The sequence below is a fragment of the Bacillus sp. FSL W7-1034 genome (assembly GCF_038593365.1).
Classification (GTDB): domain Bacteria; phylum Bacillota; class Bacilli; order Bacillales; family Bacillaceae; genus Bacillus; species Bacillus altitudinis.
In genome coordinates this window covers 1,827,188-1,851,436 of the sequence record NZ_CP151989.1, presented here as the reverse complement: position 1 = coordinate 1,851,436, position 24,249 = coordinate 1,827,188, and the positions used below count along the sequence as shown (strand labels likewise).

Below are 24,249 nucleotides of genomic sequence, written 5' to 3'. Positions count from 1 at the left end.
GATATAAGTTTAAAAGCACACTCATACGGGTGTGCTTTTTTGACGAAAAAACAGCATCCAAAAGCTGCACAGCATTTACTGAAGACATTTGGACTTCTTTGACACATGTGAGTTGATTAGACTTATAACCAAAGGGAAGAAGGGAGGGATTCCAACTGCACTTAACCAAGAGGGGCACGACTTTATTATCGATGCTGCTTCACACGACCACTTATCTATCAATTGAAGATTTACAGAATCGACTGAATGTCTCTACTCGAACGGTCTACGCTGAAATCAAGCGAATGAATAGCTGGCTGGAAACCCATCAGCTTAGTGGCGTCCAGCGAAAAGATCAACGAGGCTACTATTTAAATCCACACGAGAAAGAAGTCATTATCGAAAAAGCTGACACCGTTCTAGTCGGTCATGACTATGAACCATGTGTAAAAGAAAGACGTGCCATCTTGCTCCTATCCATTACATGCAGTGAGAAGCATCTAAAAATTGATGATTTTATGGAGATGACGAAGGTAAGCCGCAATACACTGCTTGAAGATATGAAACAACTAAAAGAAGCACTTTCAAAACAGCAGCTTACACTTCATTATCAGGCGGCCAGTGGCTATTTAATTTCAGGAGAAGAAAGAACAATTCGGTTGGCGCTGAAACCTTATATTCATTTCATTCGCAACATGATAAAAAATGAAAAAACATTTCCATCGGTTTGGTTAAAGGGTCCTATCTCATATAAGAGAATACATGCTCTCCTTCAACAGTCCGAACAAGATCTGAAGCTTGAGTTTGCAGATGACATGCTGGATCAGCTGTCTATGGATCTCTTTTTCTACTTCAAACGGATGAAGCTAGGACGTGCTGTACACATTTCAACAGAAGAAAAACGGACATTGCAGGAAACAGATGAATGCTTGGCTGCTATTCGTTTCATGGCGCAAATTCAAAAAGAAACCAGTCTTTTGGTTCATGATGATGAAATCTATTTTCTTAGTACGCTATGGCTCAGTGCCAAAAAACAAAAACTTCCATCAAGTCAAAAACCAGAAGAACATCTCATTCGAACCATTGCGAGACAAATGATCATTGACTTTCAGCGTTATGCGTGTATTTCCTTCCAGGAAGTAGAAGTCTTGGAACAAAACTTAACCATGCATTTAATTCCTGCCTATTATAGACTCATCTATCACATTGATATCATCAATGAATTAACAGATTCCATGAAACATGCACAGCCAGAGGTGTTTGACATCACGCAAAAGGTTGCTTGCCATTTAGAGAAGGCGGCCTGTTCAAAGATGAGCGATCATGAAATTGCCTATGTGGCGATGCATTTTGGCGGCTGGATGAGAAGAGAAGGGATTTCGTCGATTGCGAAACGTTCTGTTTACATTGTCTGCGGAGAAGGAATTGGCACAAGTCACATGCTGAAAACGCAGCTTCTTGAATTAATCGGCTACATCGACATACGCGGACTGTTATCAAAACGTTCATATGAAGAATTAACAACCATTGATGCCGACTTTGTTGTATCAACGACACCTATTTCGTTTAAAGGAAAACCTGTTCATCTCGTTCACCCTATTCTCACTGCTTATGAGAAAAAAACATTGCTTCAATATGGAGAAGGCTCAGAACCTAAGCTTGATGAGCACCATGTGAATGCTTTATTCAATATCATTCAGCAGCATACCATCGTTCAAAATGAAAAAGCATTGCTTCATGACTTGAAGGAGCTGCTTCATTCCACATATGTATCACACCAGAAAGGGTGGAAACCAGTGTTAAACGATTTATTAACAGAAGAAACCATTCAGCTCCAGCAAACAGCAGACACATGGCAGGAGGCCATTACAAAAGCAGCGCAGCCTTTGCTTGATCAACAAGCGATTCAGGAAAGTTATGTGAAAGCGATGATCCAGTCTGTTCATCAAAATGGCCCTTATATTGTGATTGCGCCACAAGTGGCGATTCCGCATGCCAGGCCAGAGGATGGCGTGAACAAATTAAGCATGTCACTTATGTCATGTCATCAGCCCGTTTTCTTTTCAAAGGATGGAAAAAAGCAAGTTCGGCTCATCATTGTATTAGCTGCCATTGACAGTATGACCCACCTGAAAGCACTCAAACAGCTGACGATGCTGTTAAGTGAAGAAAAACGGGTGAGACAATTGATTGAAGCAGAGGAATTAGCAACCATCCAACAACTAATCAATCAATTTTCACAAGTTTAAAGGAGGAAAAAGAGAATGAAAAAAATTCTAGTTGTATGCGGAAACGGTTTAGGAAGCAGCTTTATTGTTGAAATGAATGTCAAAAAGGCTTTAGAAGAATTAGGACTTTTAGCGGAAGTGGATCACACCGATCTCAGTACAAGCAAAAATGAACAAGCAGACCTCTATATCGGAGCAACAGACATTATCGATCAGCTGGATGACGGCACAAGAAAGGTCGCTGGATTAAATAACTTGTTAGACCAGGAAGCCATTAAAGACGTCCTTCGTAAACACATATAATCGACGGAAAAAGGGGGATTCACATCATGATAGAACTGATCATGAACGATATATTGGGCACACCCGCAATTCTCATCGGTTTGTTTGCCCTGGCTGGTTTACTTTTGCAGAAAAAGTCAGCTGCCGATACTGTATCAGGCACCTTAAAAACAACAATGGGTTTTTTAATATTAGGAGCGGGCGCCACAGTCGTATCTGATTCACTTGGGGTTTTCAGGAAGATGTTTGAAGCAGCGTTTCACATTCAAGGGGTTGTCCCAAATACAGATGCCATGGCAGCCATTGCCCAAAAGGAATTCGGTACACAGACAGCGCTCATTATGATTTTTGGTATGGTGGTCAATTTGCTTTTGGCAAAATTCACACCCTTTAAATACGTCTTTTTAACTGGTCATCATACGCTATATATGGCGGCTATGCTTGCAGTCGTTCTGTCAACAGCCGGCATGCAAGGAACGCTGCTGATCATCACTGGTTCAATCGTATTAGGTGCAGCGATGGTCATTGCTCCCGCAATCCTTCAGCCGTTTACAAGGAAAGTCACTGGAAGTGATGATCTGGCGCTCGGTCATTTCAGTACGTTCGGCTATTTTACAGCGGGAATGATCGGCAAATGGGTCGGGCGCCCAGAGAAATCAACGGAAACCATTCAAGTGCCTAAATCACTCGGTTTTCTAAGAGATACATCGGTGGCCATCTCCATTACGATGGCTTTGCTTTTCTTTGCGATTGCACCGTTTGCGGGAATTTCATATATAGAAAACATTAGTGGTGGTACGAACTTTGCTGTCTTCATTCTCATTCAGGCCATTACCTTTGCTGCTGGGGTGTACATTATTTTAGCAGGTGTACGGATGGCAATCGGGGAAATTGTGCCTGCTTTCAAAGGGATTGCCGATCGTTTCGTCAAAGGGGCAAAGCCGGCACTTGATGCGCCAACTGTTTTCCCATTTGCTCCAAATGCGGTGATCATCGGTTTTTTATGCAGTTTTGCTGGAGGCATCGTGTCTATTTTCCTTCTTCCTTTGTTTGGTTTAACTGTCATTGTTCCTGGACTTGTGCCGCACTTTTTCTGCGGTGCGACAGCGGGCGTATATGGCAATGCAACAGGGGGAGTGAGAGGTGCAGTCGCCGGTTCCTTTGTGAATGGAATACTCCTTTCATTTTTACCAGCTTGTTTACTTCCTGTGTTAGGCACTCTTGGCTTTGAAGGGACAACATTTGGCGATACAGACTTCGGTATCATCGGAATCTTGATTGGATTGATCAAATTTATATTTCATCTTTAAAAAGGAGGCATTTCAGGATGACAGCTATTTTCTCACCTTCACTGATGTGCATGGATTTAACGCACTTCCGTGAACAAATTCAGCTGCTGAACACAAGGGCAGACCGTTATCATGTCGACGTCATGGATGGTCACTATGTAAAAAATATGACCTTATCACCCTTTTTCATTGAACAACTTCGGAAACTGACAGACGTTCCGATTGATGTTCATCTAATGGCCGAACAGCCTCAGGAATTTTTAATTGATGCATGTATTGATGCAGGCGCAACGATGATTTGTTTACATCCAGAAGTGGTGCAAAGAGACGTTTTTCGAATCATTCGGCATATCCACGAAAGAAAGTGTGAGGTCGGCTTTGTTCTCAATCCCGCCACACCAGTTGCAGCATTAGATGCTTTTATTCATTTAATAGACCGGGTGACGATCATGACAATTGATCCAGGGTTTGCGGGTCAGCCTTTTATCAAAGAAATGCTTCCGAAAATGAAAGAGGTGAAAGAAATCAAAGAGAAGGGGGGATACTCATTTTCAATTGAGGTAGACGGCTCTTGTAATGAAAGCACGTTCCGATTGCTTGCTGAGGCAGGAAATGAAATTTACATCATCGGCACCTCAGGTTTATTTGGACTTCACGAAGAATTAGATAAAGCATGGGAAATAATGAAGCAATTGTTCGCAAAAGAAACAGCCACAATGAAATCACCTTAGTAAAAAAGAGGATGAAGCCCATCCTCTTTTTTACGCAATTTTACTAAACAAACTATCTCCTTATCAAAACATACTCAAAAACTTCATAAAAGCACAAATTTATAATTGAAAGCGCTTTATTTATGTGTTATTCTTCAAATATCTTTAGTAAACATTTAGTCAAAAATGATGAGGAGTTTGCCTATGACTACACTCAAAGATATTGCTCATGATGCAAAAGTATCCGTCTCTACTGTATCCCGTGTGTTAAATGGCGACCAAACGCTTGCCGTTTCACACGCAACAAGACAAAACATCCTCGACATAGCCAAGAAATTAAACTATACCCCAGTCAGAGCAAGAAAAGCCGATCAAGCAGAAGTAAAAAGCCCACCCGCATCCCCAGTCATCGGTGTCGTTGTCGCCCAATCCATTGACGAAGAATTAAATGATCCTTTTTTTTCATCGATTCGAAAAGGAATTGAAAAAGAATATGCCAAACAAGGTCTGTCTACTCTCCACACCTTTCGCCTAAGAAACATGGATAAAGGGGCGATACTAAAGGATATTGACGGTTTGATTGTCATTGGACGAATCAGCCCTGATACGGTTGAAAAGATGACAAACCGAATGGAACATATCGTTTTTATCAATCATTATGCGGATGAAGATTTGTATGATTGTGTACATGTGGATTTTGTCAGAGCGGCAGATCGTGCCATTCGTCATCTGCAATCTCTCGGCTACACACATCTAGGCTATATTGGCGGGAAAGAGAGGGAGCATTATTTCGAAGGAAATGCTGTGATTGAGGACGAAAGACAAACAACTTTTATCAAAAGAATGCAAGAAGCGGGAACTCTTCATATGAATGACATCCACATAGGCGAATATTCGATGCAAGAAGGCTACTCGCTTATGCAAAAAGCCATTCAGAAAGGAAAGCTTCCAGAAGCCTTTTTTATCGGAAGTGACTCTATGGCAATAGGCGCTATGCGAGCGCTACATGAAGACGGCCTTCGTGTACCTCAAGATGTCTCAATCGTGGGGTTTAATGATATCGAAGCCGCTTCCTTTTCAAGCCCGCCGCTCACAACGGTTAAAGTATATACAGAAGAAATGGGGGAAGTAGGTCTAAAGCTTTTGCTTGAGCGGATAGAAGGAAGAAAGCTTCCTTTAAAAGTCGTCGTGCCAACAAAACTCATGCAAAGAGGCAGCACATGCCCAATCCATGAAAGGGGGTGAATAAGCATTTCAGTAAACAAAAAAGAGACAAAAAAGCAGGAAGGGAGCTGCTGAGCATGATGGCCAGATCATGCTGAAAACAACGCAGTTCACCCAATTGCTCTCTTATCTCTTTGAAAAGAATAGAATTCCAGTATAATGGACTTCTTTTGTTTCCGCAACTGCATGAATTCTACCGATAATCGTCTGAATTTTCAGTGATCAAAAGGAGGAAACGATGAATAAAAAAATTTTGATGCTGTGTGCAGCTCTAGTTTTGTCGATGATCTTGTCTGCTTGTGGCAATAACGGTGCGTCTGAAGCAAACGGAAAAGTGACCTTGACTCTATTCTCTACAATGAGCAACAGCGGGGAGAGAAAGGCATTTGAAGAAGTGATCCGTGACTTTGAAAAAGAACATCAAAACATCCGAATTGATGCCAACTTCCCTGGCAACAGCTATGAAGATATGATACGCGTCAAAATGGGCGCAAACGACATGCCAGACCTATTTGATACACACGGCTGGGCCAAGCTGCGATATAGCGAATACGTGGCTGATCTAAAGGAGATGGACTGGGTAAAACAACTCGATCCTTCACTCGATCAAATTTTAAAAGACAAAGATGGCAAAGTCTATGCTTATCCGCTGAATCAAGCAAAAGACGGACTTAGTTTTAATGCCAATCTACTAAAAGAATATGGCATAAAAGTTCCTAAAACACTGAATGAACTGAAAAGTGCTTTACAAACTGTCAAAGAAAAAAGTAAAGGAGACGTTGTGCCGCTCTGGATTCCAGGAGGCGATAATTCAAATATTGCCCAAGTCTTTGATGAGCTGGCAACGCCTTTACTCATTACCGATCAAAAACATCAATACGGAAAAGACCTTGAAAATGGATCATTTGATTGGTCTCACTATACACCGCTTGCACAGTTTATGAAGGAGCTGAAAGATCAAGACCTTTTAAACAAAGATGTACTCACGGCGAAACTATCCCAAGCACCTGAGCTGATGGCACAAAACAAAATCGCTTTCACCTTTGTGGGAGGATCTTTAGGACCTGAGGCGACTGAACTCAATCAATCGATCAAAGTAGGCACCATGCCCGTACCAGCGATTCATGAAGGAGATGAGCAAAGCTGGATTGGCGGGGAACGCTTTACTGTCGCGGCATGGAAAGACTCCAAGCATCTAAAAGAAGCAAAACAATTCATTGACTTTCTAGCAAAGCCTGAAAACGCAAAAAAAATCGCAGAGGGCACTTCCTCTGAAACGGCTTTAAAAGAAGTCAAAGCCAAAAACTATTACTCTACATTTTACGAGCAATATAAAGATATTAAGATTGAACCATATTTTGATCGGAAATACTTACCGAGCGGCATGTGGGCTGTCATGGCAACGACCGGTCAAGAATTATTAGCAGGCTCCATCACACCGGAACAACTATCGAAGAAAATGGAAGAGGAATATAAGCGTCTGAAAAAACAATAGCAGGCTCATGCTGAAACAGGAGTGAAGCCAATGAGTGACATCACAAAAGAAAAACAGGCGGCGACATTTACCTCTTTTCCAAAACAGAAGATGAAAAATAGCCAAAATTCTTCACTTTGGTGGATGTATCTGCCTGCTGTTCTCGTTGTCAGTACCTTTATCATTTATCCCTTTTTTAACGGGATTCAGCTCTCTTTTACAAATTGGAACGGTTTCTCACAACAGTATAAGTGGATCGGACTGGATCAATACAAACGGCTACTACAAGATCCAACTACATGGCTTGTTGTGAAAAATACCCTTATTTACGGCATCGGGAGCACCATCTTACAAAATATGATTGGTCTTGGATATGCACTCTTATTAAATCAAAGTTTAAAAATGAGAGCCATCACAAGAACGGTGATCTATTTACCCGTCATGATCAGCCCGATTGCCATGGGCTATATTTGGTATTTTGTCTTTGCGTACCAAGGTGGTGCTTTAAACGACGTTGTTACCCTTTTTGGATTTGATCCAATGAACGCACTTGGTAATCCGCAGCTAAACACTTGGATCATCGTGTTTGTGAATACGTATCAATTCGTCGGGATTGCCATGATCATTTATTTAGCAGGACTCCAAAGCATTCCTAAAGATTATTATGAAGCAGCACAACTCGACGGAGCTTCAGGTCTTCAGCAATTTTGGCGCATCACATTACCGCTTTTAATGCCATCTATCACCATCAATGTTGTGCTCAATGTGATCGGTGGACTTAAATTGTTTGATGTCATTGTCGCGCTCACTGGCGGAGGACCCGGAGATTCCTCGCAATCGATGTCGACTTTTATGTACGATTTGTATTTCAAACGGCAGGATGCAGGCTATGCAGCGACGCAAGGTGTCTTTATGGCTGTCATCATCCTTGTCGTTAGTGTTGCAGCGCTTATTTATTTCAAACGAAAGGAGACCGAGGTGTGATGGATAACGCCTATAAACGAAAGAAAAGATGGTACTCCTTACTCGCCCTTTTGATAACATTGCTGCACCTGATTCCATTTTATATTTTAGTCACGACCTCTCTAAAGGGGATAGGAGATTTTAGCTCAAAATGGTTGTTCCCATCAACGCTTCATTTTGAAAACTTTCGCATGGCATGGACAGATGCTCAGCTTGGCCAGTCCTTTTTGAATACAGTGATCATTACGTTCAGCTCGGCTGCCCTACTCATCATCTTTGGATCACTTGCCGCCTATCCGCTCGCAAGAAGAGGAACAAAGCTGAATCAAGCGGTCTATCTCTTATTCATTGCCATTATGGTGATACCGCCGCTCACAGCCCTTGTCCCTTTATACAAAATGGTTGTACAAATTGGCATGATGAATACTTATCAAATCGCTATTTTAAACAATGTTGCTGCTTTTTTGCCACTGACGATTTTTCTATATGCCGGTTTTATCCGGTCGACGATTCCAAAGGAGCTTGAAGAAGCAGCTCGTATTGATGGTGCGGGAACACTTAGAGTCTTTTTCACCGTCGTTTTTCCGCTGCTGAAGCCGATTACCGCTTCTGTTTTAATCATTGCCTGTGTGTATATTTGGAACGACTATCAATTTGCCATCTTCTTCTTGCAAGATAAAGAGATGCATACACTGACAGTCGCCTTATCCAATTTCTTTGGTCAAAATCAACACCAGCTCCAGCTCGTTGGCGCCGCTGCTCTCATTGCGATGCTGCCAATGGTCACGATGTTTTTACTTTTGCAAAAATACTTTATCGCAGGGCTGTCTCAAGGCTCTGTTAAAGGGTAATCCAACCTTGATGTAAAAAGGAGTGTCGTCTATGTCTAAAATTACATTTATCGGTGCAGGAAGTACCGTGTTTGCTAAAAATATATTAGGAGATTGTCTGTTCGTTCCCGCACTTGCCGGCTTTGAATTTGCGTTATATGATATCGACCACAACCGGCTGAAAGAATCAGAAACGATGCTGCGTCACTTAAAAGAGAACTACGGTGCACATGTGACTATTCAGTCGTATCACAACCGGAAAGAAGCCTTAAAGAATGCGAAATATGTCATCAATGCCATCCAGGTGGGAGGCTATCAGCCAAGCACTGTCATTGATTTTGAGATTCCAAAAAAATATGGATTAAGACAAACGATTGCGGATACAGTTGGCATCGGCGGCATTTTCCGTTCACTTCGAACCATTCCCGTGATGCTGGACTTCGCAAAGGATATGGAAGAGGTGTGTCCACACGCCTTATTATTAAATTACACGAATCCAATGGCCACACTGACTGGCGCTATGCTCCGTTATACTCGGGTTCAAACGGTTGGTCTTTGCCATAGCGTACAGGTGTGTACGAAAGATTTATTTCAATCACTTGAAATGGACCATGAAGGCATTGAAGAAAAAATTGCCGGCATTAATCACATGGCATGGTTATTAGAAGTAAAACGGGACGGTCAAGACTTGTATCCAGAGATCAAAGCAAGAGCAAAAGAAAAACAAAAAACGCGGCATCCAGATATGGTTCGTTTTGAACTAATGGATAAATTCGGCTACTATGTCACCGAATCCTCAGAGCACAATGCAGAATATCATCCGTATTTTATCAAATCTCGTTATCCAGAACTGATTGGACAGTTTAACATTCCGCTCGATGAATACCCAAGACGCTGCGAGGAACAAATCAACAATTGGAATACGATGAAACATGACCTTGTGGGAAACACACAGATCACGCATACGCGCTCTAAAGAATATGGTTCACGTATCATTGAAGCGATTGAAACGAACGTTCCCTTTAAATTTGGTGGAAATGTACTGAACACAGGTGGACTCATTCACAATCTTCCTGAAAAAGCCTGTGTCGAAGTGCCATGTGTTGCAGACCGGAGCGGTATCATGCCATGTTATATCGGAGAGATACCTGAACAATTGGCTGGACTCAACCGGACCAATATCAGCTCACAGCTCATGACGATTGAAGCTGCAATCAGCGGCAAAAAAGAACACATTTACCAAGCGGCATTATTAGACCCGCATACAAGTGCTGAATTATCAATTGATGACACCATCAAACTATGTAATGAATTAATTGAAGCACACGGGGAGATGCTCCCGGCTTATACAGAGCCGAGTCAATACGCAATTTCTTCTAAATAACTAACATAAATAGTCTTAGCCTGATGCACTTGGCATCAGGTTTTTTTAGATCAACAAACTGATCATTGACTGGAAGTGTTTTTAATATTATGATTTTTCTAAAGTTAACCAACAGTTAACCAAAAATACACCATCAATTAGTTAACATGATCATGCCACACATTCAAAACGACCTAAAAGGGGGACAGATCTTCGGAACCAAAAGAGCTAGAAGGTATAGACTTCACATGTTTTATCAGAACGTAAAGCAAAACTGTGGTTTCATTTGACAAAGAGTGTATACAGATGAAGGCCCCTTAGATGAGACAATGACGATAAATCAACACACGATTGCATCACAATCCAAACAAAGAGGAGAGAGGGAACATGACCAAAACAGATGTACAAACGTTGAAAAATTATATTGGTGGACAATGGGTGGACGCCGAAACGAACCAAACGGAAGCTGTTTATAATCCAGCTACTGGCGAAGTCATCGCAGAAGTACCGCTTTCAACAAAAACGGATGTAGAACATGCAGTCCAAGCAGCACAGGAAGCGTTCACCACTTGGTCTAAAACAGCTGTTCCCCGGCGGGCACGTATTTTATTTAAATACCAACAGTTACTCGTTGAGAAATGGGATGAGTTGGCTGAACTCGTCACGCTGGAAAACGGAAAAAGTGTAACAGAAGCAAAAGGAGAGGTGCAGCGAGGAATTGAATGTGTGGAATTTGCCGCTGGTGCACCAACCTTAATGATGGGGAAACAACTGCCTGATATTGCGACTGGTCTAGAGTCTGGCATGTACCGCTACCCAATTGGCGTCATCGGCGGCATTACCCCGTTTAACTTTCCGATGATGGTCCCATGCTGGATGTTCCCGCTTGCCATCGCTTGTGGAAATACATTTGTTTTAAAGCCTTCAGAACGGACGCCAATCCTTGCTGCACGGTTAGCAGAACTATTTGAAGAAGCGGGACTTCCAAAAGGTGTGCTCAACATTGTCAATGGCGCTCACGATGTAGTAAACGGTCTGCTTGAACATGAAAAGGTAAGAGCCATTTCGTTTGTCGGCTCTCAGCCAGTCGCAGAATACGTCTATAAAAAAGGGACAGCACATGGTAAACGTGTACAAGCACTTGCCGGTGCAAAAAATCACTCCATCGTCTTGAAAGATGCTGATTTAGAATCGGCAACAAAACAGATCATTGGTGCTGCTTTTGGATCAGCAGGTGAACGCTGCATGGCAGCAGCCGTTGTCGCAGTGGAAGAAGACGTGGCGGACGACTTGATTCAACAATTGGTCGATGAATCCAACCAGCTTGTCATCGGAAACGGAATAAATGAAGATGTCTTTCTCGGACCAGTCATTCGGAAAGAGCATAAAGAACGAACTCTTCAATATATCCAATCAGGAATTGAAGAAGGCGCAAGCCTGATTCGTGATGGCAGACAAGATAACGAAACAAATGGAGAAGGGTATTTTGTCGGACCAACGATCTTTGATCATGTCACAAATCAAATGAAAATCTGGCAGGACGAGATTTTTGCCCCAGTCTTATCCATTGTCCGTGTCTCATCACTCGCAGAAGCAATCGACCTGTCCAATCAATCAAAATTCGCAAACGGTGCCTGCCTATACACAGACAGCGCTTCAAGCATAAGAGAATTTCGTGAAAACATCGAAGCCGGCATGTTAGGCATTAACATTGGTGTTCCTGCTCCAATGGCTTTCTTCCCATTTTCCGGCTGGAAAGATTCCTTCTACGGAGACTTACACGCCAATGGAACAGACGGAGTAGAGTTTTACACGAGAAAGAAAATGGTGACCGCTCGGTATATGTAGAAGTACATTTATTGAACATTGAGAAAGAATGCAGCTCCAAAATGGAGACTGCATTTTTTTGTTGTCTTCTAGTTAAAAAGTAAGGGTTTTCATCGCACTCTTTACAGGGTTTCACAGGGAGAAATCATTCTTTGTATTCATTCTTCATCACGAAACATCAACATAATTTGAAATTGGGCCTAAACCCCAATATCAGGAAGATGAAAACAGGAGGAAATGACACGATGAGGACGAGGATGAAGTGCAGCGTTTGTTTATTGATTTTCACTTTGGTACTGAGTTGTTTGCCGGTATATGAAGCGAATGCGGCAAGCACTCCTATTGCCAAGCAAGTAGGAAATGCAAACCCGCTCATTGACCATCACTTAGGAGCAGATCCGTTTGCGCTTACCTATAACGGAAGAGTGTACCTTTATATGTCGAGTGATGACTATGAATATCAAAGCAACGGAACGATTAAGGACAATTCATTTGCAAATCTGAATAGAGTATTCGTCATCTCTTCGGCGGATATGGTCAACTGGACCGATCACGGAGCGATTCCAGTTGCGGGGGCAAATGGGGCAAATGGCGGCAGAGGCATTGCCAAATGGGCAGGCGCATCATGGGCCCCATCAGCAGCGGTAAAGAAGATCAACGGAAAGGATAAATTTTTCCTTTATTTCGCTAACAGCGGCGGAGGGATAGGTGTCCTTACAGCAGACAGCCCGATCGGCCCATGGACTGATCCGATTGGAAAACCACTCGTTACGCCAAGTACACCTGGCATGTCCGGAGTTGTATGGCTTTTTGATCCGGCCGTATTTGTAGATGATGACGGTACTGGTTATCTATATGCCGGCGGAGGCGTTCCAGGTGGTTCCAATCCAACGCAGGGACAATGGGCAAATCCTAAAACAGCAAGAGTTTTGAAGCTAGGTGCTGATATGACAAGTGTGGCCAGTAGCGCATCCACCATTGATGCTCCTTTTATGTTTGAAGACTCAGGGATGCATAAGTATAACGGAACCTATTACTATTCCTATTGCATCAATTTTGGCGGCTCACATCCTGCTGATAAACCACCTGGTGAAATCGGCTATATGACGAGCTCAAGTCCGATGGGACCCTTCACGTATAAAGGACACTTTCTGAAAAATCCGGGTGCTTTTTTTGGTGGCGGCGGTAACAACCATCATGCGGTATTCAATTTTAAAAATGAGTGGTATGTGGTGTATCATACGCAAACCGTTAGCTCTGCATTATACGGAAGCGGCAAAGGCTATCGCTCTCCACATATTAACAAGCTTGTGCATAATGCAGATGGCTCCCTTCGAGAAGTAGCAGCCAATTATGAAGGAGTGAAACAGCTATCTAATCTGAATCCATATCAACGTGTTGAAGCTGAAACATTCGCTTGGAATGGACGCATTTTGACAGAAGCCTCGTCAGCACCAGGAGGACCAGTGAATAACCAGCATGTCACCAATATTCAAAATGGCGATTGGGTCGCTTTAGGGAATGTAGACTTTGGTTCAAATGGCGCTAGAACATTTAAAGCCAATGTCGCATCGACAGTAGGCGGGAAAATAGAAGTACGCCTTGGCAGCGCGAACGGCAGACTGGTCGGTACACTGAATGTCCCTTCCACCGGTGGAACACACAACTGGCGGGAAATAGAAACATCGATTAACGGCGCATCCGGAGTGCACAACGTATTTTTTGTCTTTACCGGAACAGGCGGGGGAAATCTATTCCAATTTGATTCTTGGCAGTTTACTCAAAGGTAGCGAATAAAGGTGCTTAAATGTTTGATAGAGGAGTGGGGAATTTGATGTCAAGTATAAAAAAACCAATGCTTGCTTTATTGGTGTGTTTCACCATGCTATCTGTCATGTTCATAGGGCCCGGAGTAGCTGAAGTATCAGCAGCTGACGCAAACATTAACCTCAACGCAGAAAGACAAGTGATTCGTGGTTTTGGCGGAATGAACCATCCAGCTTGGATTGGTGATTTGACAGCACCACAAAGGGAAACCGCCTTTGGCAATGGACAAAATCAGTTAGGGTTTTCCATTCTTAGAATTTATGTAGACGAAAACAGAAACAATTGGAGCAGAGAAGTCGCGACGGCCAAACGAGCGATCGAGCATGGTGCTCTAGTCATTGCTTCCCCTTGGAATCCTCCAAGCAGTATGGTTGAAACATTCAACCGGAATGGATCACCTGCCAAGCGGCTTAAATACAATCAATACGCAGCATATGCTCAGCATCTGAATGATTTTGTCACTTACATGAAAAACAACGGAGTCAATCTTTATGCGATTTCTGTTCAAAACGAGCCCGATTATGCACACGAATGGACATGGTGGACACCTCAGGAAATCCTGCGATTCATGAGAGAAAATGCCGGCTCCATTAATGCACGTGTGATTGCACCTGAATCCTTTCAATACCTTAAGAATATCTCAGATCCTATCTTAAACGATCCGCAGGCGCTTAGAAATATGGACATTCTCGGCGCTCATCTATACGGAACCCAAATTAGCCAGCTTCCGTATCCTCTTTTCAAACAAAAAGGGGCAGGGAAAGAGCTATGGATGACAGAGGTCTACTATCCGAATAGTGATAACAATTCAGCGGACCGCTGGCCTGAGGCATTAGGGGTATCAGAGCATATTCACCATTCAATGGTGGAAGGGGACTTTCAGGCGTATGTGTGGTGGTACATCCGGAGATCATACAGTCCTATGAAAGAAGATGGAATGATTAGCAAACGTGGATACAACATGGCGCATTTCTCCAAGTTTGTGCGTCCAGGGTACGTCAGGATTGATGCAACAAAAAGCCCCGAATCGAATGTTTTCGTCTCAGCCTACAAAGGAAACAATCAGGTCGTCATTGTGGCGATTAATAAAAACAATGCAGGGGTCAATCAACACTTCGTCGTGCAAAATGGCTCCGTTTCTCAGGCGTCTAGATGGGTGACGAGCGGCAGCAGCAACCTTCAGCCTGGAACTGACTTAAACATATCAGGAAATCAATTTTGGGCTCATCTCCCTGCTCAAAGTGTGACAACATTTGTGGTCAAACGCTAAAGAAACACGAAAAGCCAATTTTCTCATTAAAAAAGAAAATTGGCTTTTTTCTGTGTAAATAGAAAGTTGATTTTTCACGACGTCAACACTTTGGGTATAATAATAACAATGACTTCAGGAGAGTGATCATCATGCCAAAGGTTCAAAGCAAAGTATTGATTATAGATGACGAAAAAGAAATTTTAGAATTAATTAATACAGTATTAACAAGAGAAGGCATTGACCAGGTGTTAACAGCTTCAACTGCCCGTGATGGACTCACGCAATTTCATCAAGAACAACCAGATCTCGTCATACTGGATATTATGCTGCCAGACGGAGAAGGCTACGATATTTGCAAACAAATTAGAGACGTCTCGCATGTTCCGATTATCTTTTTATCAGCAAAGGGAGAGGAATCAGACAAAATTGTAGGACTTGCCATTGGCGGCGATGATTACATTACAAAACCGTTCAGTCCAAAAGAAGTCGCTTACCGGGTAAAAGCCCAGCTAAGACGGTCATCATACTTACAGCCTTCTCAAGCGGAGCCCGTGATCAAAAAAGGCCCATTTGAGTTAAACGAGCAGCAAGCCGAACTGACGAAAAACGGAGCGGCAATTGAGCTCACTCCGAAAGAACTTATGTTGATGACTTATTTCTTGCAGCATCCGAATCGCGTAATCAGTAAAGAAACGCTTTATCAAACGGTTTGGGGAGAGGATTTCTTCGGTTCTGATAATACGGTAATGGTTCATATACGAAGACTGCGGGAAAAAATAGAACATTCCCCATCTACACCAGAATTTCTCGTGACGGTCAAAGGGCTTGGCTATAAATTTGTTGTAAAGGATGCGTAAAGATGAAATGGCGATTAACAGGCAGATACATGGTCTCTGTCATTATCGTGACCATTATCACGGTCTTTATTAACTTATTTGGATTCATGATATGGCTTGTACTACAAGCAAGCAGTCAGCAAAACGAAGGAAATACGCCGGAAACCTTCACAAGAACATTTGAACAATACATCATCTTGTCTGATCAAAATATCACTGTGAGTAAAGAAGGACAGCAAGCCTTAAAACAACAAAATGCGTGGATTCAAATATTAGACGAAAATGGACAAGACGTCTATCATGCACTAGCACCTAAAGGCATAAAGAGCAAATACACACCTATAGAAATTGTAAACTTACATAAATATAAAGATAAGCAATTGATGTCGACGATCTATGCTGGGGGGAAAAATGGAAAGGGTAAGGAATACAGCTACTTCATCGGATTTAAGGACCCTTCCATCGGAAAATATTTATTTTCTTTTGATACGAAAGAATTAATATCGCAATTCAATATCGGGACGATGATTTTATTATCGATTGATGCCATCATTGCCTTATTCATTGGATACTTATTCAGCCGGCAACTCATCAAACCGCTCGGCCGTGCCATTTACGGCATTCAGCGGCTCGCAAACGGAGATTATACGACGAATCTGCCAACTAAGGGAATATATAAAGATGTGTTCTATAATGTCAATCACTTATCCGAGCAGCTCGCTTCAAGCCAAAAAGAAAAAGACAAATTAGAGCAAATGCGGGAAGAGTGGATCAGTCATATTTCTCATGATATTAAAACACCATTATCCTCTATTCAAGGCTATGCAGAAATCATGAAAGATCCAAATTATCCTCTTTCAGAACAAGATATCAGACATTACGCTGACATCATTGAGAATAAATCACTGTACATCAAAGATGTGATGGAGGATCTCAATTTAACAACAAGGCTGAAAAATAACGACGTGATGCTGCATAAAGAGCTGGTGAACATTGTGCCATTGCTGCGTGAAACGTTAATTGATATCCTCAACGATTCGAGATATGCAGATCAGACCATTGAGCTGCAAACGAATGTAGACAAGCTTATGCTGAATATTGATACGATCCTCATACGAAGAGCGGTCACCAATCTTATTTTAAATGCCCTTGTTCACAATGATGCTGATGTGAACATCATTGTACAGCTTGAACAAAAAGAACATACCCACATCACCATTCAAGACAACGGCAAAGGAATTGAAGAGGCAGAGCTAGAAAAAGTGTTTGACCGCTACTATAGAGGGACGAATACAGGAGGGACACATGCAGGCTCAGGTCTTGGAATGGCGATTGCAAAAGATATCATCCAAAAACACGGGGGAGATATTACAATACAAAGTATGATAGGAGAAGGAACAACGATTGATATCCAATTACCCGCTTGAACGGACATACAAAAAAAAAACGGTTCTGCTCAATCACAGAACCGTTTTTCCATCTATTATTCTGAAAACACTTTAATGCCTTTCACAATGTTCCAAATGAAAAAGTAGATCGCCACAAGGAATGTCACAGCATACGTTGCAATTAAGAACGGACCAGCATGACTGATATCGTTCATGCCAAGTAAACCTGAACCGGCAATCCCAAGACCGAAAATCAGATAAGGAATAACATGCGTCCATAGTGACTTTTTCGCATGGTATTTCACTTCGTCTTTTCCTAAGAAATAAACGATAATCGGAAATAGAAATGGTGCAAAAAAGATGCTGAAGTAACATAATGAAGACAAAATTTTATTTTCTCTCAAAACTTTTCACCTCTATGATTGATTTAGAAGAGGGGACCATTTGACTCATCCCTCAATTCCTTACAAACTCATTGTACAACCTCAACCTTAACTCGTATTAATCCGAACCTTACAGCAACCTTAAATTTGTTAAACTGTAGAATGATCAATGCAAGATAAAATCATTATAGGTATTTCAATCTATTTTTTCTGAAAAAATAGTTGACTTTGGTCATTCCCTCTGTATAAAATAAAGTCGTAACCGATGCAGGAGTGTTACTGATATGATCAGGCACCACCAAGTCAGGTAAACAGATTGTACATTTGTACGTTGTTTGCTGAGATTTTGGTGTTTTTTTATGCTTTTTTTAGCATTTTAGTTAAGGTGGGATGAGGATGTTCACCGTCGTTAAAGTTTTAAATAATAATATTGTATTAGCTCTAACAGAGGCTCAAAATGAAGTCGTTGTGTTTGGAACAGGAATAGGTTTTAAAAAGAAGAAAGGTGATACCCTTGATGAGAGCGCTGTCAGTAAGACATTTTATTCTGATCAGACGTCTCCATTAGAATCTCAACTTGCCGCTATCCCAACTGATATCCTTTTATTAACTGAAAAAATCATTCGCGTAGGCGAAGAGATGTTGAATAAGAAGTTAGGTTCCAGCGTGCTCTTTTCGCTATCCGATCATCTCACTTTCGCTATTCAAAGACACGAAGAAAAAATGGCGTATGAAAACCCCATTGTGTGGGAAATTCCACATCTCTATTTTCAAGAATATCAAGTCGGGAAAAAAGCACTGACAATTATTCAAAAGATGATGGGCACTTCTTTTGAAGATACTGAAGCTTCACTCATTGCCCTGCATTTTGTAAACGCTCAAATAGATGGTCAGTCTATGGGAGACACCATTAAGATGACTCACCTTACGAAAGAAATCGTCAAAATTATTCAAAATATTTTCGAGATGATATTGGATAAATCATCCATTAATTATTCGAGGTTTATTACCCACTTGAGATATTTTATTGTCAGGCAGGAAACCAATCAACCACCGCAGCAGATGGATGACTCGTTAAAAGAATTAATACAGGATCGTTATATGAAGAGTTATGCCTGCGGATTGATCATCAAAGAAATGTTAAAACGAGAATTCAATTGGAATGTGACAGAAGACGAACTTGTTTTTTTAGTCATCCATATTGAGAGAATCACAAAGGAACACCAAAAAAATAAATAATTTCATTTAGGCGTGTTATGAAAAAGCATTAACCTAAACAAATCTCCATGAGAAAGAATGATCTTTTCTATGGTGGATTTTGTTTAGGTTTTTTTTGTGAAAATGAAGGGGTGAAGGCATGAAAAACAAAGAATTGGCTGGAGAAATTGTGAAATTAATTGGTGGAACCGAAAATATATCTCAAAGTTGGCATTGTATCACACGGCTAAGATTTAATCTCAACGATGAAAGTCAGGTAAAAGTAGATGAGCTGAAAACATTAGATGGTGTTTTAGGTGCTCAATTCCAAAGTGGACAGTTCCAAGTCATTATTGGAGCAAAGGTAGCAGAGGTTTATGAGGAAATCGATCATCTGGCAGGTCATAGCAGCAATAATTCGGCTCCTGTTAAAAACACGTCAAAGATGAATCCAATTGAAGTCGTATTCGATGTGATCAGCGGGATTTTCACACCTATTTTGCCAGCGATTGTTGGTAGTGGATTGATCAAAGGGATCATGGCACTGTTCGTTAGCTTAGGCTGGCTGGCGGAGACAAGCTCTACCTATCAAGTACTTCAAATTTTTTCAAATGCTGTCTTTTACTTTTTACCTTTCCTCATTGCTTATTCAGCAGCGAAGAAATTTAAAACGCGAGAATCTCTCGCACTCGCATTAGCAGGAATTTTACTATATCCAACGATGCTCGAAGGTGCAGCAAAAGGAGCAGACCCGTTAAGTTTTTTAGGGTTAAGTATTCCACTAAATAATTACACATCTTCTGTATTACCTATTATTTTAGGTGTGCTATTACTAAGTTTTGTCGATAAGTGGATAACAAAAGTGATCCCAAAATCCTTAAGTATCGTATTTACACCGGTACTGAGCCTGATGATCACAGCTCCTCTTACACTGGCTTTTATCGCTCCTATTGGGAACGTTTCTGGGCAATATTTAGAAATCTTTTTCACTTCTTTGTTCAATTTCGCTGGTCCGATTGCCGGTTTATTAATGGGAGGCTTGATGCCACTCATTGTGTTAACTGGAATGCATTACGCATTCTTCCCAAGCACGTTAGCCAGCTTTGAAAAAGTGGGTTACGATATCATGCTGCTTCCGATGAATTTCATTGCGAATATGGCACAAGCAGGCGCTGTGTTAGGTGTCATCATCCGCACCAAGCGGGTAGAAACAAGGTCATTAGCGCTTTCAACATTGCTTCCTAGTTTCTTCGGGATCACAGAACCAGCCATTTATGGAGTCACACTTAGACTAAAAAAACCTTTTTATGCTTCATTAATTGGCGGCGCAGTCGGTGGATGTTTTTACGGTTTATTTTCAGTTAAAACGACAGCCTTTTCGATCCCAGGCATTACTTCACTGCCAACTTACATTATGAAAGGGACAAATAATTTTCAGCTGGCTCTGATTGGAATCGCCCTTAGCTTCATCGTGTCACTTCTCATCACCATTCTCCTTGGATTTCAGGAGTCTGTCACGGCCGCTAACGAGCAAACAGCAGAAAAGCCAAATCACACTGAGAGTACAGAGAATCAACAAATATCTAAGCAAACAACCCCTTATGAAGTTCAAGCACCTATGAGTGGAAAGATCATTCCTTTATCTGAAGTGAATGATTCCGTGTTCTCAAGTGAAATGATGGGGAAGGGAGTCGCAATTTTGCCTGATAAGGGGGTGGTACAAGCACCGTTCTCAGGAAAAGTAGTGACTGTTACACCTACTAAACATGCCATCGGACTCGTTTCAGATGATGGGATTGAATTATTGATCCACGTGGGGATTGATACCGTCAGCCTAAATGGCCAATTCTTTGATGTACTCGTAAAAGAGGGCGATGAGATGAAGACGGGGGATCATTTATTATCGTTTGATATAGAAGGAATTCAATCAAACCATTTAGATGTAGTGACACCTATTATCGTCACAAATTCAACGCAATACCTTGATGTGATTCATACAGGTGACGCTCATGTCACCGCAGGTCAAAATAAGCTCTTAATGCTTATTCACTAATATAAAGAGAAGGGATGATTGAAATGAAGAATGTAAAAAAAGGATTTTCAGATGATTTTTTATGGGGTGGCGCAACTGCTGCCAATCAAATAGAAGGCGCATACTTAGAAGGTGGCAAGGGCCTGTCGACGTCAGACTTTGCTGCATATAAAGATCCTTATGAAAAAGGAAAAGTGAACAACTTTACTTTCGATGTGAGTTCAGCTGAATTAACAAGATACAAGGAACAACCCGATGAATTTGATTTCCCGAAAAGACGCGGAATCGATTTTTACCATCGATATGAAGAGGATATTGCATTATTTGCAGAGATGGGCTTTAAAGTGTTTCGCTTGTCTATTTCATGGGCAAGAATCTTTCCAACTGGTTTAGAAGACAAGCCGAACGAAGAAGGATTGGCTTTTTACGATAACGTATTTGATGAGTGTGCGAAATATGGAATTGAACCGCTAGTCACGATGTCTCATTACGAAATGCCGATTACTTTAACAGAGAAATATAATGGCTGGATGAGTAGAGAGCTTGTCCCGTTGTTTGAAAAATATGCCCGTGCCATTTTAGAAAGATATAAAAATAAAGTGAAGTATTGGATTACATTCAATGAAATGAATATGAACCTGAACAGCCTTTACACCGGTGCTGGAATTTTAGAGGACCTAGTAGACCATAAATTACAGGCTGCGTATCAAGCATCACATCACCAATTTATCGCCAGCGCTCTCACAGTGAAGGCTGCAAAAGAAATCATTCCACATGCACAAATTGGCTGTATGATTAACCAAATAGAAGCCTATGCAAAAACAACGAAGCCAGAGGACCAGCTGCAAGCGGTAAAATCGAACCAATTGAATATGTTCTATCCGGATGTTCAAGCTAGAGGTGAATATCCAACATACATGGTGAAATATTTTGCTGATAACGACATAAAGCTGGATATCGAAGAGCAGGATGAGCAAATTTTGAAAGAGGGCATTGTTGATTTTGTGGCGATCAGCTACTATATGTCGCACGTAGCAGAAGCGCGAGAAGATGCAGCTGAGCTAGCGGGTACATTTGATAGTCCAATCAAAAATGAGCATTTGGAGTTATCACAATGGGATTGGCCAATTGATCCTATGGGTCTGCGCATTTCATTAATTAAACTGTATGACAGATACCAAAAACCTTTATTTGTTTGTGAAAACGGACTTGGCGCAAGAGATACATTGACACCAGACGGAGAAATTCACGACGATTATCGAATTGATTATTTAAAACAACATATTGAACAGATGAAAGAAGCAGTCAAAGAAGGTGTCGACTTAATGGGGTATACACCATGGGGTTGTATTGACTTAATTAGCTGCGGAACATCTCAAATGAGTAAGCGCTATGGTTTGATCTATGTAGATCAGGACGACAGAGGGAATGGTTCATTAAATCGTTACAAAAAAGATTCCTTCTACTGGTACAAAAAAGTGATTGAAACAAATGGGGAAGATTTATCATAATCCAGATGGAATAATGATGACACCATTGCATCCGCCTTAATTGGCCGGGTGCGATGGTGTTTTATTTGTTTACCGAAAAGTAACCTTAATGATGTCATAGCAAGCACTAGAGATCTCTTCGCTACAATCATTTGATAATAAAAGTTAGCCGAAAAATGTTTCACCTTGACCTTGAAGTGTAGTTCAACCTTTATAATGTACATATAGTAAAACAAAATAATAAAAAAGGAGTAACGATGGAGTTGATGACTAGAGGAGAACTTGCCAAAAAAACAGGAGTGAGTCCTGCCGCAATTCGTTACTATGAAGAGCACAACATATTACCTGCTCCAAGACGACGTTCAAACGGTTACAGATTCTATACAGACGACTATGTTGTGAAAATTCAATTGATCAAAGATGCGAAAACGCTCGGTTATTCATTAAAGGAAATAGCTGAAATTATGGACATGCTAAGTCAAGACATAGACCTTGATACCCTAAGACAAATTGTCCATCTTAAACATGAAGAAATTGAAAAGAAAATTAAAAGCCTTCGTCTCATTCAAGACCTTTTATCTAACTTATTAAAAACCCCTGAAAAAAAAGTACAAGTCTACCTGGAATCATTTCGTGTTCCAATGCAGGATGATCAATAAACCTATTGAGTGAAGGAGAGAAAAAAATGAGTGTAGAAATGTATCATGGTGAACGTTCTAAAGAAAGTATTCAATTTGAAACATTATTCGCTTCGCAAAGTAATAAAGAGAGTTTTTCTAGTATCGAACAGACAAAAAAATTTCTTAAGCAAAAAGGAATTGAAAATACGCAGCCTTATGCCATTGGGGATGATGTGAAGTTAATCAGTGAGGTACAAGAGCAGACATTCGAAGGCATGCAAGTTTTCACATTGAATGAACAAGCATCACAAAATCAAAAAACCATTCTCTATCTACATGGTGGTGCGTGGACAAATCAGCCTTTGAATGTCCATTGGTGGTTTATGGATAAAATGGCGCAATCACTAGGTGCGAAAGTAGTCGCTCCTATTTACCCAAAAGTACCTCATTATAGCAACCAGGATACGTATCCGAAAATGCTTAACCTATATAAAGACCTTCTGAAAACTGCCGGAAGTGCCAATCAATTGACGATCATGGGAGATTCAGCTGGGGGAAACATCTCACTTGGTCTTGCGCACCTTTTAAAGAAAGAGGATCTGCCGCAACCGAAGGATATCGTGTTACTATCTGCGTGTGTGGATATGAGCATGAGCAACCCTCTCATATTTGAATATGCAAAAAAGGATCCGATTCTAGGTCATGAAGGGATGGAAGTCATCACAAAAATGTGGGCAGCTGATCAAAGTCTCACAGACCCATTGATTAGTCCCATTTACGGTGACTTTAAAGGGCTCGGGAAGATCACTCATTTTATCGGAACACATGATATGTTATATCCAGATGCCATAAAACTTGATGAAAAACTATCAGAACAAGGAATGGACATCAAAACCTTTGTTTATCCTGAAATGCTACATGTGTTTGTTGTCATGCCAATTCCAGAAGCGGCAGATGCTCTGAAGAAAATCATTCAAGTGATCAATCGTTAGGGATTCAGTTCACACCTAGAAAGGGTACATGTTCTGATGTAAATAGGCGAAAAGGCTGCTTAC

20 protein-coding genes are annotated in these 24,249 nt (G+C 41.3%); 19 read left to right on the top strand and 1 reads right to left on the bottom strand.

All coding sequences use genetic code 11. The features are described 5' to 3' along the window. Positions 1-155: 155 nt before the first annotated feature. From NST73_RS09445 to NST73_RS09380, 14 genes are all read left to right on the top strand, one after another. Entirely contained in the window at positions 156-2,228 is a 2,073-nt protein-coding gene (locus NST73_RS09445; RefSeq protein WP_342499555.1) for a BglG family transcription antiterminator, read from the top strand. A gap of 15 nt (positions 2,229-2,243) precedes the next feature. Continuing rightward, positions 2,244-2,510: a PTS sugar transporter subunit IIB gene (locus NST73_RS09440; RefSeq protein ID WP_017359544.1), complete on the top strand. Its 267-nt coding sequence runs from the start codon at positions 2,244-2,246 to the stop codon at positions 2,508-2,510. Positions 2,511-2,536: 26 nt separating this feature from the next. Beyond that, positions 2,537-3,799: a PTS ascorbate transporter subunit IIC gene (locus NST73_RS09435; RefSeq protein ID WP_268382090.1), complete on the top strand. Its 1,263-nt coding sequence runs from the start codon at positions 2,537-2,539 to the stop codon at positions 3,797-3,799. A gap of 17 nt (positions 3,800-3,816) precedes the next feature. Further along, a complete protein-coding gene (gene alsE, locus NST73_RS09430) occupies positions 3,817-4,509 on the top strand; it encodes a D-allulose 6-phosphate 3-epimerase (RefSeq protein WP_039167812.1) in 693 nt (230 codons plus the stop codon). Positions 4,510-4,692: 183 nt separating this feature from the next. Next, on the top strand, positions 4,693-5,733 hold the full coding sequence (locus NST73_RS09425; RefSeq protein WP_326242006.1) for a LacI family DNA-binding transcriptional regulator: 1,041 nt from the start codon (positions 4,693-4,695) through the stop codon (positions 5,731-5,733). A gap of 217 nt (positions 5,734-5,950) precedes the next feature. Further along, entirely contained in the window at positions 5,951-7,207 is a 1,257-nt protein-coding gene (locus NST73_RS09420) for an ABC transporter substrate-binding protein (protein WP_342499537.1), read from the top strand. Positions 7,208-7,237: 30 nt separating this feature from the next. Next, positions 7,238-8,170, top strand: coding sequence for a sugar ABC transporter permease (locus NST73_RS09415; RefSeq protein ID WP_342499536.1), 933 nt, complete (start codon positions 7,238-7,240; stop codon positions 8,168-8,170). Continuing rightward, positions 8,170-9,000, top strand: coding sequence for a carbohydrate ABC transporter permease (locus NST73_RS09410; protein WP_039167804.1), 831 nt, complete (start codon positions 8,170-8,172; stop codon positions 8,998-9,000). Before NST73_RS09415 ends, NST73_RS09410 begins: the two co-directional genes overlap by 1 nt. Positions 9,001-9,031: 31 nt before the next feature. Next, the gene (locus NST73_RS09405; RefSeq protein WP_007499268.1) at positions 9,032-10,363 is read left to right on the top strand and encodes an alpha-glucosidase/alpha-galactosidase; all 1,332 of its coding nucleotides are present in this window, start codon (positions 9,032-9,034) and stop codon (positions 10,361-10,363) included. A 366-nt stretch (positions 10,364-10,729) separates the two neighbouring features. Beyond that, the gene (locus NST73_RS09400; RefSeq protein ID WP_274660332.1) at positions 10,730-12,190 is read left to right on the top strand and encodes a CoA-acylating methylmalonate-semialdehyde dehydrogenase; all 1,461 of its coding nucleotides are present in this window, start codon (positions 10,730-10,732) and stop codon (positions 12,188-12,190) included. 224 nt (positions 12,191-12,414) lie between these two features. Continuing rightward, on the top strand, positions 12,415-13,959 hold the full coding sequence (locus NST73_RS09395) for a glycoside hydrolase family 43 protein (protein WP_326241999.1): 1,545 nt from the start codon (positions 12,415-12,417) through the stop codon (positions 13,957-13,959). A gap of 41 nt (positions 13,960-14,000) precedes the next feature. Then, entirely contained in the window at positions 14,001-15,266 is a 1,266-nt protein-coding gene (locus tag NST73_RS09390) for a glucuronoxylanase (protein WP_326241997.1), read from the top strand. Between the two features lie 131 nt (positions 15,267-15,397). After that, positions 15,398-16,105 (top strand): response regulator transcription factor, encoded by a 708-nt coding sequence (locus tag NST73_RS09385; RefSeq protein WP_024719062.1) that lies wholly within the window; start codon positions 15,398-15,400, stop codon positions 16,103-16,105. A gap of 2 nt (positions 16,106-16,107) precedes the next feature. Further along, a complete protein-coding gene (locus tag NST73_RS09380; RefSeq protein WP_342499535.1) occupies positions 16,108-17,511 on the top strand; it encodes a HAMP domain-containing sensor histidine kinase in 1,404 nt (467 codons plus the stop codon). Between the two features lie 56 nt (positions 17,512-17,567). Here the strand turns inward: NST73_RS09380 and NST73_RS09375 are convergent, their stop codons facing one another. Next, entirely contained in the window at positions 17,568-17,876 is a 309-nt protein-coding gene (locus NST73_RS09375) for a DUF4870 domain-containing protein (RefSeq protein ID WP_024719064.1), read from the bottom strand. A 375-nt stretch (positions 17,877-18,251) separates the two neighbouring features. Here NST73_RS09375 and NST73_RS09370 point away from each other — a divergent pair, with 375 nt between their 5' ends. The 5 genes from NST73_RS09370 (at position 18,252) to NST73_RS09350 (ending at position 24,186) form a co-directional block, all read left to right on the top strand. Continuing rightward, positions 18,252-19,094 (top strand): PRD domain-containing protein, encoded by an 843-nt coding sequence (locus NST73_RS09370; protein WP_212361881.1) that lies wholly within the window; start codon positions 18,252-18,254, stop codon positions 19,092-19,094. A 118-nt stretch (positions 19,095-19,212) separates the two neighbouring features. Further along, positions 19,213-21,105, top strand: coding sequence for a beta-glucoside-specific PTS transporter subunit IIABC (locus tag NST73_RS09365; RefSeq protein ID WP_342499534.1), 1,893 nt, complete (start codon positions 19,213-19,215; stop codon positions 21,103-21,105). 23 nt (positions 21,106-21,128) lie between these two features. Then, positions 21,129-22,595: a family 1 glycosylhydrolase gene (locus NST73_RS09360; protein WP_167493205.1), complete on the top strand. Its 1,467-nt coding sequence runs from the start codon at positions 21,129-21,131 to the stop codon at positions 22,593-22,595. A gap of 236 nt (positions 22,596-22,831) precedes the next feature. Further along, entirely contained in the window at positions 22,832-23,233 is a 402-nt protein-coding gene (locus tag NST73_RS09355; RefSeq protein ID WP_048002667.1) for a MerR family transcriptional regulator, read from the top strand. A 26-nt stretch (positions 23,234-23,259) separates the two neighbouring features. Continuing rightward, the gene (locus NST73_RS09350; RefSeq protein ID WP_326241992.1) at positions 23,260-24,186 is read left to right on the top strand and encodes an alpha/beta hydrolase; all 927 of its coding nucleotides are present in this window, start codon (positions 23,260-23,262) and stop codon (positions 24,184-24,186) included. Positions 24,187-24,249: the final 63 nt, after the last annotated feature.

What these genes read in the sequence shown, in the direction of transcription:
- NST73_RS09410 (WP_039167804.1), top strand. Translation starts at nt 8,170, where the DNA reads ATGGATAACGCCTATAAACGAAAGAAAAGATGGTACTCCTTACTCGCC.
- NST73_RS09415 (WP_342499536.1), top strand. Translation starts at nt 7,238, where the DNA reads ATGAGTGACATCACAAAAGAAAAACAGGCGGCGACATTTACCTCTTTT.
- NST73_RS09395 (WP_326241999.1), top strand. Translation starts at nt 12,415, where the DNA reads ATGAGGACGAGGATGAAGTGCAGCGTTTGTTTATTGATTTTCACTTTG.
- alsE (WP_039167812.1), top strand. Translation starts at nt 3,817, where the DNA reads ATGACAGCTATTTTCTCACCTTCACTGATGTGCATGGATTTAACGCAC.
- NST73_RS09405 (WP_007499268.1), top strand. Translation starts at nt 9,032, where the DNA reads ATGTCTAAAATTACATTTATCGGTGCAGGAAGTACCGTGTTTGCTAAA.
- NST73_RS09355 (WP_048002667.1), top strand. Translation starts at nt 22,832, where the DNA reads ATGGAGTTGATGACTAGAGGAGAACTTGCCAAAAAAACAGGAGTGAGT.
- NST73_RS09435 (WP_268382090.1), top strand. Translation starts at nt 2,537, where the DNA reads ATGATAGAACTGATCATGAACGATATATTGGGCACACCCGCAATTCTC.
- NST73_RS09440 (WP_017359544.1), top strand. Translation starts at nt 2,244, where the DNA reads ATGAAAAAAATTCTAGTTGTATGCGGAAACGGTTTAGGAAGCAGCTTT.
- NST73_RS09420 (WP_342499537.1), top strand. Translation starts at nt 5,951, where the DNA reads ATGAATAAAAAAATTTTGATGCTGTGTGCAGCTCTAGTTTTGTCGATG.
- NST73_RS09365 (WP_342499534.1), top strand. Translation starts at nt 19,213, where the DNA reads ATGAAAAACAAAGAATTGGCTGGAGAAATTGTGAAATTAATTGGTGGA.
- NST73_RS09370 (WP_212361881.1), top strand. Translation starts at nt 18,252, where the DNA reads ATGTTCACCGTCGTTAAAGTTTTAAATAATAATATTGTATTAGCTCTA.
- NST73_RS09425 (WP_326242006.1), top strand. Translation starts at nt 4,693, where the DNA reads ATGACTACACTCAAAGATATTGCTCATGATGCAAAAGTATCCGTCTCT.
- NST73_RS09380 (WP_342499535.1), top strand. Translation starts at nt 16,108, where the DNA reads ATGAAATGGCGATTAACAGGCAGATACATGGTCTCTGTCATTATCGTG.
- NST73_RS09400 (WP_274660332.1), top strand. Translation starts at nt 10,730, where the DNA reads ATGACCAAAACAGATGTACAAACGTTGAAAAATTATATTGGTGGACAA.
- NST73_RS09350 (WP_326241992.1), top strand. Translation starts at nt 23,260, where the DNA reads ATGAGTGTAGAAATGTATCATGGTGAACGTTCTAAAGAAAGTATTCAA.
- NST73_RS09385 (WP_024719062.1), top strand. Translation starts at nt 15,398, where the DNA reads ATGCCAAAGGTTCAAAGCAAAGTATTGATTATAGATGACGAAAAAGAA.
- NST73_RS09360 (WP_167493205.1), top strand. Translation starts at nt 21,129, where the DNA reads ATGAAGAATGTAAAAAAAGGATTTTCAGATGATTTTTTATGGGGTGGC.